This window comes from Cohaesibacter marisflavi, assembly GCF_963665895.2.
Lineage (GTDB): Bacteria > Pseudomonadota > Alphaproteobacteria > Rhizobiales > Cohaesibacteraceae > Cohaesibacter > Cohaesibacter marisflavi.
Map to the genome: position 1 here is coordinate 870149 of NZ_OY762534.1, position 15265 is coordinate 885413.

14 protein-coding genes are annotated in these 15265 nt (G+C 52.0%); 1 reads left to right on the forward strand and 13 read right to left on the reverse strand.

Annotated features, from left to right (window positions below; genetic code table 11):
- Positions 1-6 precede the first annotated feature (6 nt).
- From ACKPCT_RS05185 to ACKPCT_RS05225, 9 genes are all read right to left on the reverse strand, one after another.
- The gene (locus ACKPCT_RS05185; protein WP_319568582.1) at positions 7-732 is read right to left on the reverse strand and encodes an AprI/Inh family metalloprotease inhibitor; all 726 of its coding nucleotides are present in this window, start codon (positions 730-732) and stop codon (positions 7-9) included.
- A gap of 25 nt (positions 733-757) precedes the next feature.
- A complete protein-coding gene (csgH, locus tag ACKPCT_RS05190; protein WP_319568583.1) occupies positions 758-1099 on the reverse strand; it encodes a curli-like amyloid fiber formation chaperone CsgH in 342 nt (113 codons plus the stop codon).
- Positions 1100-1223: 124 nt separating this feature from the next.
- Complete coding sequence (locus ACKPCT_RS05195; protein WP_090071485.1) at positions 1224-1952, reverse strand: hypothetical protein; 729 nt, start codon at positions 1950-1952, stop codon at positions 1224-1226.
- Between the two features lie 35 nt (positions 1953-1987).
- Positions 1988-2497, reverse strand: coding sequence for a hypothetical protein (locus tag ACKPCT_RS05200; protein ID WP_090071484.1), 510 nt, complete (start codon positions 2495-2497; stop codon positions 1988-1990).
- 161 nt (positions 2498-2658) lie between these two features.
- A complete protein-coding gene (locus tag ACKPCT_RS05205; protein WP_319568584.1) occupies positions 2659-4212 on the reverse strand; it encodes a hypothetical protein in 1554 nt (517 codons plus the stop codon).
- A gap of 104 nt (positions 4213-4316) precedes the next feature.
- Complete coding sequence (locus tag ACKPCT_RS05210) at positions 4317-6167, reverse strand: beta strand repeat-containing protein (protein ID WP_319568585.1); 1851 nt, start codon at positions 6165-6167, stop codon at positions 4317-4319.
- A gap of 156 nt (positions 6168-6323) precedes the next feature.
- Entirely contained in the window at positions 6324-7850 is a 1527-nt protein-coding gene (locus ACKPCT_RS05215) for a beta strand repeat-containing protein (protein ID WP_319568586.1), read from the reverse strand.
- 306 nt (positions 7851-8156) lie between these two features.
- Positions 8157-9221: a CsgG/HfaB family protein gene (locus tag ACKPCT_RS05220; RefSeq protein WP_319568587.1), complete on the reverse strand. Its 1065-nt coding sequence runs from the start codon at positions 9219-9221 to the stop codon at positions 8157-8159.
- Between the two features lie 15 nt (positions 9222-9236).
- A complete protein-coding gene (locus ACKPCT_RS05225; RefSeq protein ID WP_244544655.1) occupies positions 9237-9683 on the reverse strand; it encodes a curli assembly protein CsgF in 447 nt (148 codons plus the stop codon).
- Positions 9684-10629: 946 nt separating this feature from the next.
- Here ACKPCT_RS05225 and ACKPCT_RS05230 point away from each other — a divergent pair.
- Complete coding sequence (locus tag ACKPCT_RS05230; RefSeq protein WP_090071473.1) at positions 10630-11466, forward strand: ferredoxin--NADP reductase; 837 nt, start codon at positions 10630-10632, stop codon at positions 11464-11466.
- Between the two features lie 79 nt (positions 11467-11545).
- On the opposite strand, the gene ACKPCT_RS05235 is transcribed toward ACKPCT_RS05230, so the two are convergent.
- Genes ACKPCT_RS05235 through trpD form a run of 4 tightly spaced genes read right to left on the reverse strand, consistent with a single transcriptional unit; the run spans position 11546 to position 15146 of the window.
- Positions 11546-12748 (reverse strand): molybdopterin molybdotransferase MoeA, encoded by a 1203-nt coding sequence (locus ACKPCT_RS05235; protein WP_319568588.1) that lies wholly within the window; start codon positions 12746-12748, stop codon positions 11546-11548.
- An 11-nt stretch (positions 12749-12759) separates the two neighbouring features.
- Positions 12760-13254, reverse strand: a complete 495-nt coding sequence (gene moaC, locus ACKPCT_RS05240) for a cyclic pyranopterin monophosphate synthase MoaC (protein WP_319568589.1) — start codon at positions 13252-13254, stop codon at positions 12760-12762.
- 56 nt (positions 13255-13310) lie between these two features.
- Positions 13311-14108 (reverse strand): indole-3-glycerol phosphate synthase TrpC, encoded by a 798-nt coding sequence (trpC, locus tag ACKPCT_RS05245; protein ID WP_319568590.1) that lies wholly within the window; start codon positions 14106-14108, stop codon positions 13311-13313.
- A 15-nt stretch (positions 14109-14123) separates the two neighbouring features.
- A complete protein-coding gene (trpD, locus tag ACKPCT_RS05250) occupies positions 14124-15146 on the reverse strand; it encodes an anthranilate phosphoribosyltransferase (RefSeq protein ID WP_319568591.1) in 1023 nt (340 codons plus the stop codon).
- Between the last annotated feature and the right edge of the window lie 119 nt (positions 15147-15265).

The window sequence follows — 15265 nt, forward strand, 5'->3', positions numbered from 1 at the left end:
GGTCGCTTACGAGCAGCCATTTTTGAAGGTGATAACCGGCCAGCGCTGCTGGCGAACGGTCTGCTTTTTGATCCATGCATCGCCATTCTCGATTTTGACTTTGCACCACAGGCCATCGGACGCCACGGTGCAAACTTCAGCGCTGATACAGGCGTTGGGCTTCAAGACGGTCTTTATCGTTGCGTTGTTGCGCGGTTCAATTCTTGCGTTGAGATTAACCAGAATCTGCACCGGTGAAGGCGACCCGATGCTGGCTGCCGGCGGCGCGAAATCTCGTGGAGAGGCGCATGTCTGGCTGTAACCGATGTAAGAACACTGGATCGATTTACGGGCTTTCTCGATCTTCAGGGCGACTTCCAACCTCTCGATGATGATTGGCAGATTGTTCTGCAAGATTGTTCCGCTCAACCGTTCCTGATTGCCTCCAACCAATGCGATCGCCGTATTGGCGCTGGACATGAACACCAGCTGGTTATTCTGTATCCGCCAGCCAGCGATATCCGCCAGATCGCCGCTACAACCCTTTTTCGTTATGGGATAAAGATCGCCGGATTTTTGTGCAGAGAAGGCCAGCTCGCAGCTTTTCTGCTCTGCGAAATGCCTGTCATAGGTAATCCAATTGCCAGCGAAGGCTTTGGCCACCGCTTCAGCGGACTGGGCATGGGCGGTTTCTGGGGCAAGAAAGCCCAGACAAAAGAGACCTGATAAAAATGCAGAAAATAACCTGATCATTGAAGTCACCGGTATAAGATATTGATCATAATTGTTTATTCATATCCGGCGCAGGAGCGCCGAAGGTGTAGCTACGGGTTTTTGTCACCAACAAAGTATCTTCGGAAAAGAGACTGAGCTTGGCCTCGATGTGATCCTTGGCGCCCAGAACAAAATGCAATTGGCTGGTTTGATATACGCGATCTGCCTCGGCCTTGATGCGGTTTCCTTGCCGGGTTGTGGCGGTGCCGCTTTTGCCCGTTTTGCGCACTTCAAGCTGGACCTTGTATTCTCCAGCCTCAGTCACGCGAATTGCGTCTTCAATCGAGAGCTGGTTGCCCGTTAGATGCATGATTATGTCTGCCTTCGGTGGCTGAGCGTGGGCCATGGAGGGGGCTCCCATCAAGAGAGGCAGACCAAATGCCGCCAGATGTTTTATTGAGGCAATCAGGTGCGGCATAGGCCGTCTCCGAGGCAGTCGCTTCGCCAGTAAGCCACCAAAGGCTCGTGAATTAGAATTGGGTTTGTGTGATGCTTACTGAAGCGCCATTGGTCGTCACCGTGACAGGCTGTGTCGTGGTTACTCCATTGGCATAGAGCGTATAGCTCACATTGGCGCCATCAACACCGGTGGCTGACGTCGATGCGCCTTGCGCGACCAACTGGCTGTCATTGTCCGAGCCGACCTGCGTCAGGGATGCTGTGACATTGTTGCCATCGACGTCGATAGATCCCTGATTGTTAGACCCGTTCTGTAAGATTGTGCCATTGGAAAGGCTGCCATTGATGCTGACGGACGCATTGTTGCCCGCGCCGTTTTGAACGACGGCCGCAAAGGATGGATCAGCAGTGCCCGAATTGACATAAATGTCGGCGTTGTTGCCTGTTGGCTGTCCCTGACTATTCTGGTTTAGATAGACGACATCCTCGTCGCCCTCAACGGTGATGGTGGCGCTGTTGCCATCTCCCTGTTGCACAATCGGGTTTTGAAGCCCTTCGGTGATTTGCAAGGGGTTGGACATGTCCATCACTTCGAATTCGGAAGACTCAAGTGGCGTAGCCTCGATGAAGTTGACGCCACCGACCTGACTGCCCGTTGCCTTTTGCTGGTCGATTGAAATCGTATTTGCCGCACCGTCCTGCTGCAACACCAGTATATTCTGATCTCCCGCCAGTGCTGGTGAGAGAGAAAATCCCGCCAATGCCGTAGCGAGAAGTCCCAAGGTTAGAGCTTTGTTCATGTGCCAGTTTCCTCATTCATTGGCACAGAATAATCCTAGAAAGATCTTTGCGAGATGCTGATGCTGTTGTTGCTTCCCATCTGGCTGAAGCTGACGTGATTATTCTGTCCATATTGCTGCACAGCGGCCTGATTACCTGTGCCCTCAATTGAGGCTTGGAGCGTGTTTTGGCTCCCGTTTTGCAGGAAGGAGAATAGATTGCTTGTGCCGCTAACATCGACAATCATACTGTTATTGAACCCTTCCTGTACCAAATTTCCCGGTCGCAGACCGCTCGCAAGAGCTACGCCTGTAAAGTTTGCCCCTGCGGGTCCACCATTGTTGTTGCCATCGATTGTGATATCCATCAGGTTCTGGCCATAGCCTCCAAAGGCGAAGCTTTGGGATAGGTTCAGACTGTTGCCATTGCCCGTAATGTTCAGCTCGATAACATTCCCTTCTGTATTCGCGTCATCCAGTAATTCGATGACGTTGGTATCTGCTTTTGCCTGCGATGCTGCGCTCAGCAAAAGGATCGCAGCGATAGCTGTAAGTTGTTTTTGCATGTCCCTGTTCCTTTGCTTTCGTTTGAAGCGATTAGAACAGGTATTTCTTTAATCAGATTTTATGGCGCCCTATCGAATGACTGATCGGAGCCTTTTCTTGAAATTGAAGTGAATCTTGCGTTAAATCCTGTGGTAGAGTGATTGAAAAACACTACTCGCTTCTACTGCAGGATGATAAGTTGGTTGTAATTGCCCGTTTGGCGGTAATAGGCATAGTTATCGTTGTTAGATTGTATCACCGCAGATTGGTTCGATAAACCGGTTATAGCGCCATCAATCACGTTTTGATCACCAGTCTGCGAAAAAGCGAATTTGTTAAAGCTGCCGCCATTGACTTGGATAGATGCAACGTTGAGATCGCCGGTTTGCATCGCTTGCCCGGGCGTAAGCGTGCCGGATGAAGCGAGCACAAGATCTGTGAATCCACCGAGGGCTGCATCGTTGGTTTGGTCGCTGCGGGAGAGGGGGGTGACCGCGCCATCAAACGAAACGGTCATGCTATTTTCATCCCCGGTCTGTTTTGCATCCAGCTCGTTGTCCTTGCCTTTATAAGTAACAGCCATGCTGTTTTTGTCACCCGTCTGCATGAAGTTGAGCCGGTTGCCATCCCCGATTTGGGAGGAGGCCACCTCGTTTTCGATCCCGTCTACGGTGCCGCTCAGCCAGTTGCCGTCGCCATCTTGCACAAAGCCATAGGCTGTCATGGTTGAGGCATCTGTGGTTACCATGTTGAGCGTATTATGATCACCCAGCTGTTTGACTTCACCTTGAGACACCTGCAGCTGTTTGGTATTCTCCTTGGTGAACTGTCCCAAACCGCCAAACCCGTCACCGCCATTGTCATCGCCTTCAAGTGTGATGGTGGTCAGGTTGCCAGTGACGCTGACAAGGTCGTTATTCTGGATCAGAGACCAAAGCATGTTGCGCGAGCCAATCATGGCAACGGAAGCCCTGTTGAAGCTGCCGACCTGATCATACTGGGCTATGCGGTTTTCTGTTCCCGAATGTTGGAAGATGGTGGCTTCGTTTGATTGGCCATATTGGCGGAAGGTATTGAGGATGTTGCCGCGATATTGTTGCGTCACATTGGCAATGTTGCCGCTGCCATTCTGGATGAACCATCCAATCCGGTTGCCATCATAGGAGTCTTCTGCGCCATCAAACTGTCTTATCACAGCGGTGTTGCTGGCTCCGTTTGTGCTCGTCTGGATTTGCTGGATTTCTCCGATGCTGTGATTGCCTTGCCCATCTCCTGATCCAGCTGTTCCATCGATAGCATTGTGAGACTGGATGATCGTAAGGCTGTTGCTCACACTGGAGGCATAGGTGGGGGAAGCGTCCTGCGAGATCGCACCGATGCGGTTCATGCCAAGGGCATTATTATTTTCCTGCGTGATATCAAGCGTGTTTTGGCTACCCGTCTGGTAAAGACCCTGCAGGCCCAAACGGCCTGTTGGGGCGCTGGCGCCCGCTTCGTTGGCATATCCTGATTGTGATATGGTTATGCCATTGCTGGTGCCTTGCTGCGAGATGAATATTGCAGTCTCGTTCGCGCCCACCTTGTTCGAATTACCAACCTGATCGATATCGATGACGTTGGTTACACCGGTCTGCCCGAGATAGACCTCATTTTCATCAGCCAGCGTCGACGGTCCATAAGCAACCATAATCAGTGTCAGAACTGGCGCTAACGAATAAGAACTGAATTGTTTCATAAGACTGCCTTTGTGGCTTTCACTTTACTTTAGAACCGATGACGAATGGGCGAGGGGTCGCCCATTCTATATGCTTGCTTTGCATGCAACTTCTCTCAGGACGTTTACTGGCTGATGCCAACGATGTTGGAAGAGCCCACCTGATTGACAACGGAGATGTTGCCGTTGCCTTGCTGGCTGATGGCCACTTCGTTGAAGCTGCCGTCAGAAATGCTAACGTCGATGGAGTTGCTGTCCCCATTCTGCTGGGCTGCAACAAGGTTATTGGAGCTGCCGAGCAATGATGAGCCGATAGCGATGTCCATCACGTTGTTGGAGCCGGACTGGCTCAGCTCACCACTTATCAGGTTGACTGCCTCGGCGGCACCGTTAAGGGTCCAGGTGCCCTTGCCGTTGTTGTCGCCATAAATCGTTACCGACATGGCGTCGCCCGTGCTGAGACTTTGTGTGGCGTCGAAGTTGTTGCTATTGCCAGTGATGTCGAAGGACACAGAGCTTAGTGAAGCTGTCTGCTGAGTAGACAGGATTGCGTTGTCAGATCCAGTGATGTCGACATCCAGATCAGCTTTTGTGCTGGCCAACTGGTGGTCTTCTACCGAGTTGTTGTTACCAGTTATGTCGATGGCGACATTATTGTCAGACCCGTAATCCTTCTGATAGGTTCTTGCTTCGTTGCTGTCCCCATCGATCGTTATGGTGGCAGTGTTGTCCGTGCTATAGTCGTTCTGATAGGTGAAGTTCTTGTTGCTGTCGCCTGTGATGGTTACCGTAGCATCATTGTCACTTGCCGTTTGCTTAATACTCGAATAGTTGTAGTCACCAATCACCGAGGTTTTGGCAACTTCCGCATTGCCCCACTGGTTTATGTAGAGATAGTTGTTGCCCCGTGTCTTGTTGGTAGACGTGACCTCGATTTCTGCGTCATTGTCACTCGTGGCGGCGGCATGCTGCTCGATGGAAGCTCGGTTGAAATCCCCAGCATGCACGGTGATTGTTCCTTTTGCACCGTTGCTTTGGATTAGCTTGGCCCAGTTGTTGTTGCTGTTGGCTCCGAGGGTAATCGTACCGGTATTCGAACCGTAACCCTGTTGGTTGGCCCCAACATTGTTGTTGTTTCCGATAATCTTGTTGATGGTCAAGCTGTTGGTGTCGGTGGCAGAATGAGCCGTTTGGGAAACGCCGATTTCGTTCTGGTCTCCAACCACGTCCAACGTTTGCAGGATATTGGTCCCGCCGGCATCGTTTGTCTGGGCTGCTCCGAACTGGTTGCTGTTGCCAGAGATGATCAGTTCAATGCTGTTGTCTGTGCCGGATTGGGTGATTTCACTGCCATTGACATTTGCCAATGAGGCATAGTTGGTAAGACTATCGACGGTGCCATTATCGTCGCCGGTGATCGAAACGGTGAAAGAGTTGGTGCCGTCGCCATTATTGAACTGGCTTAGCGTTTTCAGCCGGTTGCCCGCGCCATTTTGCGTGACTTCGGCGGAGTTGGTGCCATTGGCCGTGGTTTCCTGAGACACGGCGGTCACGAGATTCGAGGCTCCACCCTTTTGGGTGATTGTCAGTTCGTTTGTTCCCGTTGCTCCGGTTGCGGTGCTTTCTACTTGCTGCACGGAGCCGATGACGTTGCTGTTCGAGGATTGCAGGGCGTCGAAATTGTTGCCATCGCCCAGCTGATCCACGCCGCTGCCCAGAAGACCGATCTGGTTGCTGTCCCCACTCTGGATGATATCCAGTGTGTTCTGGTCTCCATCCTGAAGGACGACATTGGTGCTGTTGCCCACCTTGTTGCCCTGCGTTTCCGCTCCGGCGTTGGTCTGGTTGATGGACGCGGTGTTGCTGCTGCCATTTTGCTCTACGAATGCGTCATTATTTGCTGCGAAAGCCAGACCTGCGGCGGAAATAACACCTGTTGCAGCGGTTGCCAGCAAAGCCAAACGAACCTTGTTCATTTATTCTCTCCAAAAAATTACTTCTTAAAAATTGAGCCACCGGAAAGCCTGAGTTGGCCCTCACGATGAACTTAAAAATGATTTCGCGGCTCTTGCCACATGTGGCCGGAGGGGCGGGAGTGCGTCCCTCCAGTCTTTATCCATTTCGAATGGCTCTTACTGAGCGATGCCAACCACGTTGGAAGACCCTGTCTGGGTTACGACCGAGTTGTTGGAATTACCACTCTGCAGTACGGCGACCTGATTGTCGTTGCCGCCTGAAACAGAGATGGTAGCTTCGTTGCTATTGCCCATCTGGCTCAGAGCGAAAGAGTTGTTGTTGCTGTCAGAAGAAGAGAGACCAACATTAACGGTTGCTTCGTTGCCATAACCGGTCTGGATGAGTTCGCCTACTGTCAGGCCAATAGCATCGGCTGCGTTCGCCGTGGTGAAGTCAGTCGTGTTGTTGCTTGAGCCAAAGATATCGACGGTCAACTGGTTGTCGGTACCTGAAACTGATGCGGTCTGCATGGTTTTCAGGATGTTGGAGCTACCGTTTGCTGTGATGGTCAGCTGGTTGTAGTCTTCCTGCAGAGCGTCAAAGTCGTTACTGTCACCTGATGTGATGGTAATGGTCGCGCTGTTGGTACCGGTCTGGGAAAGACCGATCAGGTTGCTGTTGCTGGCCGACTGCAGATCAATGAGGCCATAGTTGTCGCCAATCTGCTTCACGCCGATATTGTTGTCGTTGCCATGAATTGCGCTGATGGTCAGATCATTGTGGTTGCTAGAGACTTTATTTGCGTCCTGCAAGACACCCAACTGGTTTCCGTTGCCGGTGATGTTGAGATCGGAAAGGGTGTTGCGTCCACCGCCATAGTTGTTCTGGGTTACACCGAAGGCGTTTGAGTCGCCGTCGATATTCAGGGTGATGCTGTTGTCTTCACCCATCTGGTTCAATTCGCTGGTTGCAGCGCCAGAGACCCCAGCTTTGCGCGCAAGTGCGGCAGTGCCGTTGCTGTTGCCTAAGATGGTGGCCGTAATGCTATTCACTTTGGAATTGGCACCGTTGACATTAAGGCCAATTTGGTTGACAGCATTGATCACGTTGCCTGAGCCATTCTGCGTGATGGTTGCTGTGTTTTGAGACCCCTGAGCCACAGCCTGCAATACCTGCTTGATTTGGTTGCCGGTCCCACCAAGCTGATCGATTTCGAGTTCGTTTTTCTGGCCTGCGGCACTCCTGGTCGAAGAGCTGAACTGAACCACGCCGCCAACGATGTTGCCATCGCTTTCCTGAGTTACGTCTAGGCTGTTATCGTCACCGATCTGCGCGACACCGTCGGTCGCCGTTCCTGAGGAAACAACACCCCAAGAGGTGCGATCAACACCGGTATGTCCGATTTTGAAGGTAACATCCCCAATTTTATCGAACTGGTTGACGCTTAGGCCGACTGTGTTTGATGAGCCGCTCTGCACTGCGGTGATGGAGTTGTTGTTACCATCCTGAAATGCTGCGCTTGTGTCGCTAGGGCCGGTGTTGTTGAACTGGTTGTCGGTGCCTGCACTCTGGTCGATCGAGGCCACGTTGCCGTCACCATTCTGGCGGATAGCGGCGTCGTTGCCGCCAGCAGCGAATGCGTATCCTCCTCCGATAACTCCCGATGCTACTGCGGCTAGAAGTGCCAAACGAATTTTGGTCATTTGATGTCTCCAATATGAATCACGTTTCTCAAACTTGCCACCCACCTGAGCAGCTGATGCTCGCCTTCAGGTATGGTCAAAATGCAACCATCGAAAATATATTGGCGGCAGTACAATCATTTACCTCTTCTTAACTTTATAAGTCAATATGTAATAATAAATTTAATTAAAATTGTAATGGGTTTGTATTTTTAAGTTTAATTCAGATAGTTAACTGATGAATGTAAATAAAAATAGGGCTGGAAACTATGATAGTCTCCGCCCTATACAACTTAATACAACTGTTGTCGGATATTTTGTGTATTTTTAACCTAAAGGATCTTCACTGCTTGAGTATGGCGGAGGCAATCTTCTTGTTGTTTGCCTCACCTCCGGCTGGGGGCGCACAGCCCTGCTTACAACCAGTTTGGGCACCGTGGCTGAAATTGTGGTTGCGTTTTTTGTTTCCGGTTCCGCCATGGGCACGGGCTCTGCGCTATCGGTCTCTTTATATTGTTCCGATTGCAGGGTCTGCACATAGGAGGAGCCATATTGCGGATCCTTGAATTGCCAGATATCCAACTCGACCCCTTCGACAATCAACGCTTCCACCGCTTTTTCAACTGCTGATTCCAGAGCAATCTGGCTAGGCTCGTTATTGGTGAAGCCGCCTTCGGCCTGCAGCAACTCATCCAGTTTCACGTAGCGGAAGACCGAAGCCTGAAGGCCGACCGATACCACCGTTTTTCTGGCAGTGACCGTGGTAAGCACTTCACCTGTCTTGGTCGAGATTGCCCGCAAGGAAACCGTGATCTCGTCCTTGGAATAATCGCTGTCGCCCGTGATGCCCAGATAGGAAGCGCCTATGCCGCCGGTCTGTACATTGTGGTTGTAGCCGATGATGCCGCCTTCGATGATGATGGCGGCATGTTTAAGTGGGGGCAGGGCCTTGGCGTTGATTTTCTCTTCGCCACGATAAAGCCGGCGCATTTCCGTAATGATCTGGCGCTCCTTGAGCAGGTTTGCCAGCTTGTTGCGTTCCATAACGGTAAACCAGCGCCGATTGCCGGCATCCTGCAACGCCTTGATGAGGATCGATACACCGCCTTGGGTGACCGCACGAGACAATTGCTGATAATTCTGGGCTTCGCGATATTGTCCGGTTTCATCCCGGAAGTCATAGACCGCGACCGGAATGCGATGTTTCGGTGCCGGGATGTTTCTGAGGCGCAAATTGACTTCACTGACTTCGGCAACACGTGGAGCTTCTGTCATCAAAGTCTTGTTGGTGGCGCATCCTGTGAGCGCGACCAGCGAGATCAACAGAGGGGCAGCCAGCGCGCGCCGGGAGGCCATTTTTGATTTGGAACGAAGTTGGATAAAAATATTCATTATGATCGCCGGAAATCAGTCGGTTACTAATTGAGGAACTTCAATATTCGTGACGGTTCCGTCGGTGAAATCTGTGATAGTCAGCGCAATAGATCCGCCGGTCTGATCAAACGTGATTTCGGTATCACCAAAAGTGATGGTGCCGCTGTCTTGCGGATCGTCCCCGAAGATCGCTTCAGTAACCTGACTTGCCAGAGCCGAGAGCAATCGGCTTTGCAACTGGCTTACAAATAGATCAGCCGTTGTGTTGTCATTTGTTGTGCCGCTGCCGCCCCCTGATGCGCTGCTGACATTGGCGTCAGAAGCGGTGGCAGATCTCTGCGCGCTCGCAATGGACAAAAGGTGAGATGAATTATACGGGCTACCACCAAACGTGGGGTTTACCGGCGTGTAGACGAGTTCTGATGCGTGGGCAGCACTTGCAACGAGCATCAGGCTGGCCAATGTAATCGCTATTCTCAATTCAATGTCTCCTGAGCCAAGGCCTGGCTTCCCAATCGTCGTGACCTTCCAAACAGCAGTTCGCTATCAAATAGTCAAAATTGATTGCGTGAATATTTAATGCAACTCAGTGTTTAGTAGTCAATATGGTTGCGTTAGTCAATGCAATAACCACAGGTTGTATATAAATTGTGTTATTGCCAGCGCCTTAGATCGAACAAGGTTCTATCACGGGTTGTAGTAATACAGGCCTGAAATATCATACTTTTCCGGAACGGCGCTATCTGGATGACTACAGATATAGTGGTTCTAAGTTACATGCTTGCCGCTAAAGGCTATGTCTGTTTTAGCCATATATGCACGTGACGAAGGGGCTTTTTAGAACAAACGAACTCGGTTTGCGGGCTCTTTTGGGTTGTATATTTAGATATGTTATTCGGAAATATTTTTATAAAATATTGAAATATAATGGGAATATGAAATGGCCATTTTGGTTTGGCCTATCTCGCGGCAATCATTAATGAATTTTTGCTTGAGGTAGTGTGTCTATTTTGCAACAAGATTCAATTGTGTTCAAAATGTGATAAAAATCGGTGGATATCATCACTGTTAAAACTACTTATAGTTAATATTCGGTCTTTAAGAGGCGGATGGTGTTGTCAGTGGTGAGAGTTGCTACAAAATATCGGGTTTTTGCTCTTGCTCAGAGCGAAACGTGAAAAATAGGTAATGTTATAGCATTTTCGCAATTGGCTTAGTGACGTGGCGGGCGAATAGTCGTTAGAATGGCCCTAATTGCAATAGATGGCCCCTGAATAGTCTTTTGTTTTCAGATCGACATGATATAACGGCCTGATTTCGTCTCGAACCGGCTTTCGAAGAGACTGGTTCGCGCGGGTGATTGCTAGGGCAAGGCGCGTCCTGACACGTGTGCGGATGTGGCCTGAATAACTTGAAGGAGTAAGCAATGACGCAGCCAAATGAGGCTTCTCAAGCTAGCGCCAGTGCCGCCAGTAAATCGGCCTTTCCGATTCCGGCAAATGTGTTTGCAGAAACCGTAACAGAAGTGAAGCATTATACGGATCGGCTGTTCAAGTTCAGAATTACGCGCCCGGCAAGTTTCCGTTTTCGTTCTGGTGAATTTGTGATGATCGGCCTGCCAAATGCAGAGCGACCGGTCTTTCGCGCCTATTCGGTTGCCAGCCCTTCATGGGATGAAGAGGTCGAGTTTTATTCGATCAAGGTGCCAGATGGTCCGCTTACCGAGCATCTGCAGAAGATCAAGGTGGGTGATACCATCCTGATGCGCAAAAAGCCGACCGGTACACTGGTCAATGATGCTCTCATTCCAGGCAAGCGCGTCTATATGTTCTCCACCGGCACCGGAATAGCTCCCTTTGCATCGCTTATTCGTGACCCTGAAACTTATGAAAAGTTTGATCAGGTGATCCTGACACATACCTGCCGTGAGATTGATGAGCTGAAATATGGCGAGGAACTCGTCGAGATCTGCAACAATGATCCGCTCGTGGGTGAATTCGCCAAGGGGCGGCTCATTCATTATACCTCAGTGACACGCGAAGACTTTCCGCGCATGGGGCGGATTACCGATCTCATGGAATCGGGCAAGCTGTTTGAGGATCTCGGTGTACCGCCGATCAATCCTGACGTAGACCGGGCGATGATTTGCGGATCCATGGCGATGCTCAATGACACCAAGGATATGCTGGAAAAATTCAATTTGGTTGAAGGGTCCAATGCACGTCCTGCAAGCTTCGTCGTCGAACGGGCCTTTGTGGACTGATTGATTGTGCGATCAAGTGTAAGATCACTGACAGGCAGATTTAAAAAGCCGGTTTCCTAATGGGAACCGGCTTTTGTTTTTATAGCGTGATGATTTGGCAGGGGGTTCCGACCTTGCTGGCGGGGGAGTTCGGAGGACGAATGATCACGCAATCGGCTTCTGCAAAGCTGGATAGCTTGGAGCTGTCTTGATCGGAGAAGATCGAAGCGACGGTGCGGCCGTCTTTATCTATATGCGTGCGAGCCCGCATGTAGCTTTGGCGATAGTCATTTTCGGGCAAGGCACTGCCCAGCACGGCATCTGTGATTTTATAGGGGCCCTTTTTGCCGAGCATCTTGCGGATGATGGGCTGTAGGAAGAGCAGAGCGCATGTCATGGATGAAACCGGATTGCCCGGCAGGCCCAGTACCTGTGTCTTGCCTAGTTTGCCAGCCAGCAGGGGCTTGCCAGGCCGCATCGCAATGCGCCAGAATTTGAGATCCATGCCAGCGCGCTTCAGCGCCTCCTGCACCAGATCGTGATCTCCGACTGACACACCGCCAATGGTGATGAGGCAGTCGACTTCGGCGGCAACGGCCTTTTCAATGGTGGTCGAAATTTCTGTCATGTCGTCGCGAGCAATGCCCAGATCCATGATGTCAGCACCGATAGTTTGGGCAAAGGAAGCAATGGCGAAATTGTTGGCGGCGATGATCTGGCTTTCTGTCGGCGTTTCCCCTGGAAGAACCAGTTCGTCACCTGTCGCCAAAATGGCAATAACGGGACGCTTGTAGACAGGAAGCACGGCATGGTTCATGGCTGCGGCAAGGGCCAGATGGCGATAGGTGAGTTCGGTGCCCTTCTTGAGTAATGTCTCGCCCGTGGCGAAATCCTGCCCTGCCTCACGAATGTTGGAGCCCTTTGTTATCTCCTGCTGGATTGTCACAAAAGCCCCGTCGCGCTCAGTTTTTTCCTGCATAACGACGGTGTCTGCTCCCTCGGGAACAGGGGCGCCTGTAAAGATGCGTACCGCTTCCCAATTGTGAACGGCATCAGGGAAATGGTAGCCGGCAGGCACTTCGCCGATGATTTGCAGCTTGGTGGGGAGCTCTTTTACATTGTCGGCCCTGATGGCATAGCCATCCATCGCAGACGCCCTGAAGGGTGGCTGATCGCGGTTTGCAACCAGATCTGCTGCCAGAACGCGTGCGGTCGCGTTGTGGAGGGAGATATTCTCGACTTCCGAAACGGAAATATCGGAAAGCAGCTGCTCCAATGCGTCATCCACATTCAAAAGGGCCATTCCAGTCGCTCCTATTTGTTGTTGCTATCGGCTTGCCAATGGCCGGATTTACCACCCTGTTTTTCCAAGAGGCGGACATCGGAAATGACCATGCCTTTGTCGACAGCCTTGGCCATATCGTAGATCGTAAGGCTGGCAATGGAGGCTGCCGTCAGGGCTTCCATTTCAACACCGGTTTGACCGGTCAGCTTGGCCGTTACGGTTATCACAAGCCCGGGCAGGGTTTCGTCTGCCTCTATGTCTACGGCGACCTTGGAGAGGGCCAGCGGATGGCACAGCGGTATCAGCTCATGGGTGCGCTTTGCAGCCATGATGCCAGCGATGCGGGCCGTTGCCAGAACGTCGCCTTTCTTGGTATTGCCTGAAAGGATCAGGTCGAGCGTTTCACGGTTCATGCGCACATGGGCGGATGCTACGGCGATGCGCACGGTTGGCGCCTTGGCTGAGACATCGACCATATTCGCGGCGCCGGTGTCATCAAGATGGGTCAGTCTCGCGTCACTCATGTGAATTTCCCTCCCAAGAAGCGCCAAGATCCGTTGAGGCGTTCAACCGGCCGCAGTTAGCGTGCCAGAAAATCCCGCGTTGCAGCGGCAACATCATCCTGACGCATCAGGCTCTCGCCTATCAGGAATGTATGAATGTTTGCTTTGGTTGCAAGAAGAGCCAGGTCCTGTGGTGTGAACAATCCACTTTCGCCGACCAGCAATTTTTCATCCGGCACCATGGGAGCCAGATCAATGGAGGTTTGCAACGTGGTTTCGAAGGTTTTGAGATTGCGGTTGTTGATACCCAGTAGCGGGGAAGTGAGGTGGGTGAGGGCGCGTTCTAGCTCTTCTTTGTTATGCACTTCGACGAGCACATCAAGGCCCAACGCAAGAGCCGTTTCCTCAAGCGTCTTGGCTTCGTCGTTAGAGACCGCCGCCATGATGATCAGGATGCAGTCGGCCCCCCATGCGCGGGCTTCGTAAACCTGATAGGGTTCAAACAGAAAATCCTTGCGCAGAACAGGCAGGGAAACCGCGTCGCGCGCAGCGATCAGGAATTCCGGATGTCCCTGAAAAGATGGGCTATCGGTAAGCACGGATAGACAGGCTGCCCCGCCCTCTTCATAGGCCTTGGCAAGTTTGGGGGGATCGAAATCCTCCCGGATAAGGCCCTTCGAGGGGCTGGCTTTCTTTACTTCAGCAATAAGGCCATAGTGGCCGTGATCAACCTTGGCCTTGAGGGCATTGTAAAAGCCGCGCACGGGGGCCTGCTCGCCAATACGGGCTTCCAGATCGGCAACCGTGGTGTGAAGCTTGGCCGCTGCGATTTCCTCGCGCTTGTATGCTTCGATCTTTTTGAGAATGTCTGCCATTGTCCTGTCGGAGCCTTACTCTGCGGTTTGATTGGAAACGTCTATTAGTTTCTTGAGGGTAGCCAGTGCCTTGCCGCTATCGATCAACTCGGCAGCCAGCTCGATGCCTTCCTTATAGTTGGCAACCTTGCCACCCAGCAGCAGGCCTGCGGCAGCATTCATCAGAACGATGTCGCGGTAAGGGCCTTTTTCGCCTTCCAGAAGCGCAGTAAGGGCTTGAGCATTTTCTTCGCCGGTGCCGCCACGCACGTCCTCAATGGTTACCCGCTTGATGCCATAGGCTTCAGGAACAAGCGTGAATTCGGTAATGGCGCCGTCTTTCAGTTCGACGACCTGCGTTTCGCCAAGCGTCGAGATTTCGTCGAGGCCGCCTGCACCATAAACAACCCAGATATGCTCGGCGCCAAGATTTCTGAGCACTTCAGCAAAGGGGCGCAGCCATTCGGGGGCAAATACACCGATGAGCTGACGTTTGGCGCCAGCCGGGTTGGTGAGGGGGCCAAGCATGTTGAACATGGTGCGCGTGCCCATCTCCACCCGAGATGGACCGACAAAGCGCATGGATGAATGATGATTGGGCGCAAACATGAAGCCGATCCCGGCTTCCCTGATGCAACGAGCCACACCTTCTGGATCTTGCGCCAGATTGACCCCGAGGCTGGTGAGCACATCGCCTGAACCGGACTGGGAGGTCAGCGCCTTGTTGCCATGTTTGGCTACGGGCACGCCAGCTGCAGCCACGATCATGGCCGCGCAGGTGGAGATGTTGTATTTCTTGGTACCAGTGCCGCCTGTGCCCACGATATCGACGGCGTCAGCTGGTGCTACGACCGGAGTCATCTTGTCTCGCATCTGGGAAACCGCGCCAGTAATTTCGTCGACGGTTTCGCCGCGCATGCGCAAGGCCATGAGGAAGGCGCCAATCTGGGTTGGCGTGGCACGACCGCTCATGAGCAGGTCAAACGCTTCTACAGCTTCCGCTTGGCTGAGGGTTTTGCCCTCGGCGACCTTTGCGAGAAAAGGTTTCATCTCTTCCATTCTATTGCTCCCGACTGTCTACTTCGGCCCGGTCGGAGAACGGCTGGGTCGATGGTATGTGATTATGAAACCGGGGCGCCGCGTCGAGCAGTTTGCCTGCTTCTTTGCGAAAACGCCCC

Coding starts and splice junctions, on each gene's coding strand:
- ACKPCT_RS05185 (WP_319568582.1), bottom strand. CDS start 732: ATGATCAGGTTATTTTCTGCATTTTTATCAGGTCTCTTTTGTCTGGGC.
- csgH (WP_319568583.1), bottom strand. CDS start 1,099: ATGGCCCACGCTCAGCCACCGAAGGCAGACATAATCATGCATCTAACG.
- ACKPCT_RS05195 (WP_090071485.1), bottom strand. CDS start 1,952: ATGAACAAAGCTCTAACCTTGGGACTTCTCGCTACGGCATTGGCGGGA.
- ACKPCT_RS05200 (WP_090071484.1), bottom strand. CDS start 2,497: ATGCAAAAACAACTTACAGCTATCGCTGCGATCCTTTTGCTGAGCGCA.
- ACKPCT_RS05205 (WP_319568584.1), bottom strand. CDS start 4,212: ATGAAACAATTCAGTTCTTATTCGTTAGCGCCAGTTCTGACACTGATT.
- ACKPCT_RS05210 (WP_319568585.1), bottom strand. CDS start 6,167: ATGAACAAGGTTCGTTTGGCTTTGCTGGCAACCGCTGCAACAGGTGTT.
- ACKPCT_RS05215 (WP_319568586.1), bottom strand. CDS start 7,850: ATGACCAAAATTCGTTTGGCACTTCTAGCCGCAGTAGCATCGGGAGTT.
- ACKPCT_RS05220 (WP_319568587.1), bottom strand. CDS start 9,221: ATGAATATTTTTATCCAACTTCGTTCCAAATCAAAAATGGCCTCCCGG.
- ACKPCT_RS05230 (WP_090071473.1), top strand. CDS start 10,630: ATGACGCAGCCAAATGAGGCTTCTCAAGCTAGCGCCAGTGCCGCCAGT.
- ACKPCT_RS05235 (WP_319568588.1), bottom strand. CDS start 12,748: ATGGCCCTTTTGAATGTGGATGACGCATTGGAGCAGCTGCTTTCCGAT.
- moaC (WP_319568589.1), bottom strand. CDS start 13,254: ATGAGTGACGCGAGACTGACCCATCTTGATGACACCGGCGCCGCGAAT.
- trpC (WP_319568590.1), bottom strand. CDS start 14,108: ATGGCAGACATTCTCAAAAAGATCGAAGCATACAAGCGCGAGGAAATC.
- trpD (WP_319568591.1), bottom strand. CDS start 15,146: ATGGAAGAGATGAAACCTTTTCTCGCAAAGGTCGCCGAGGGCAAAACC.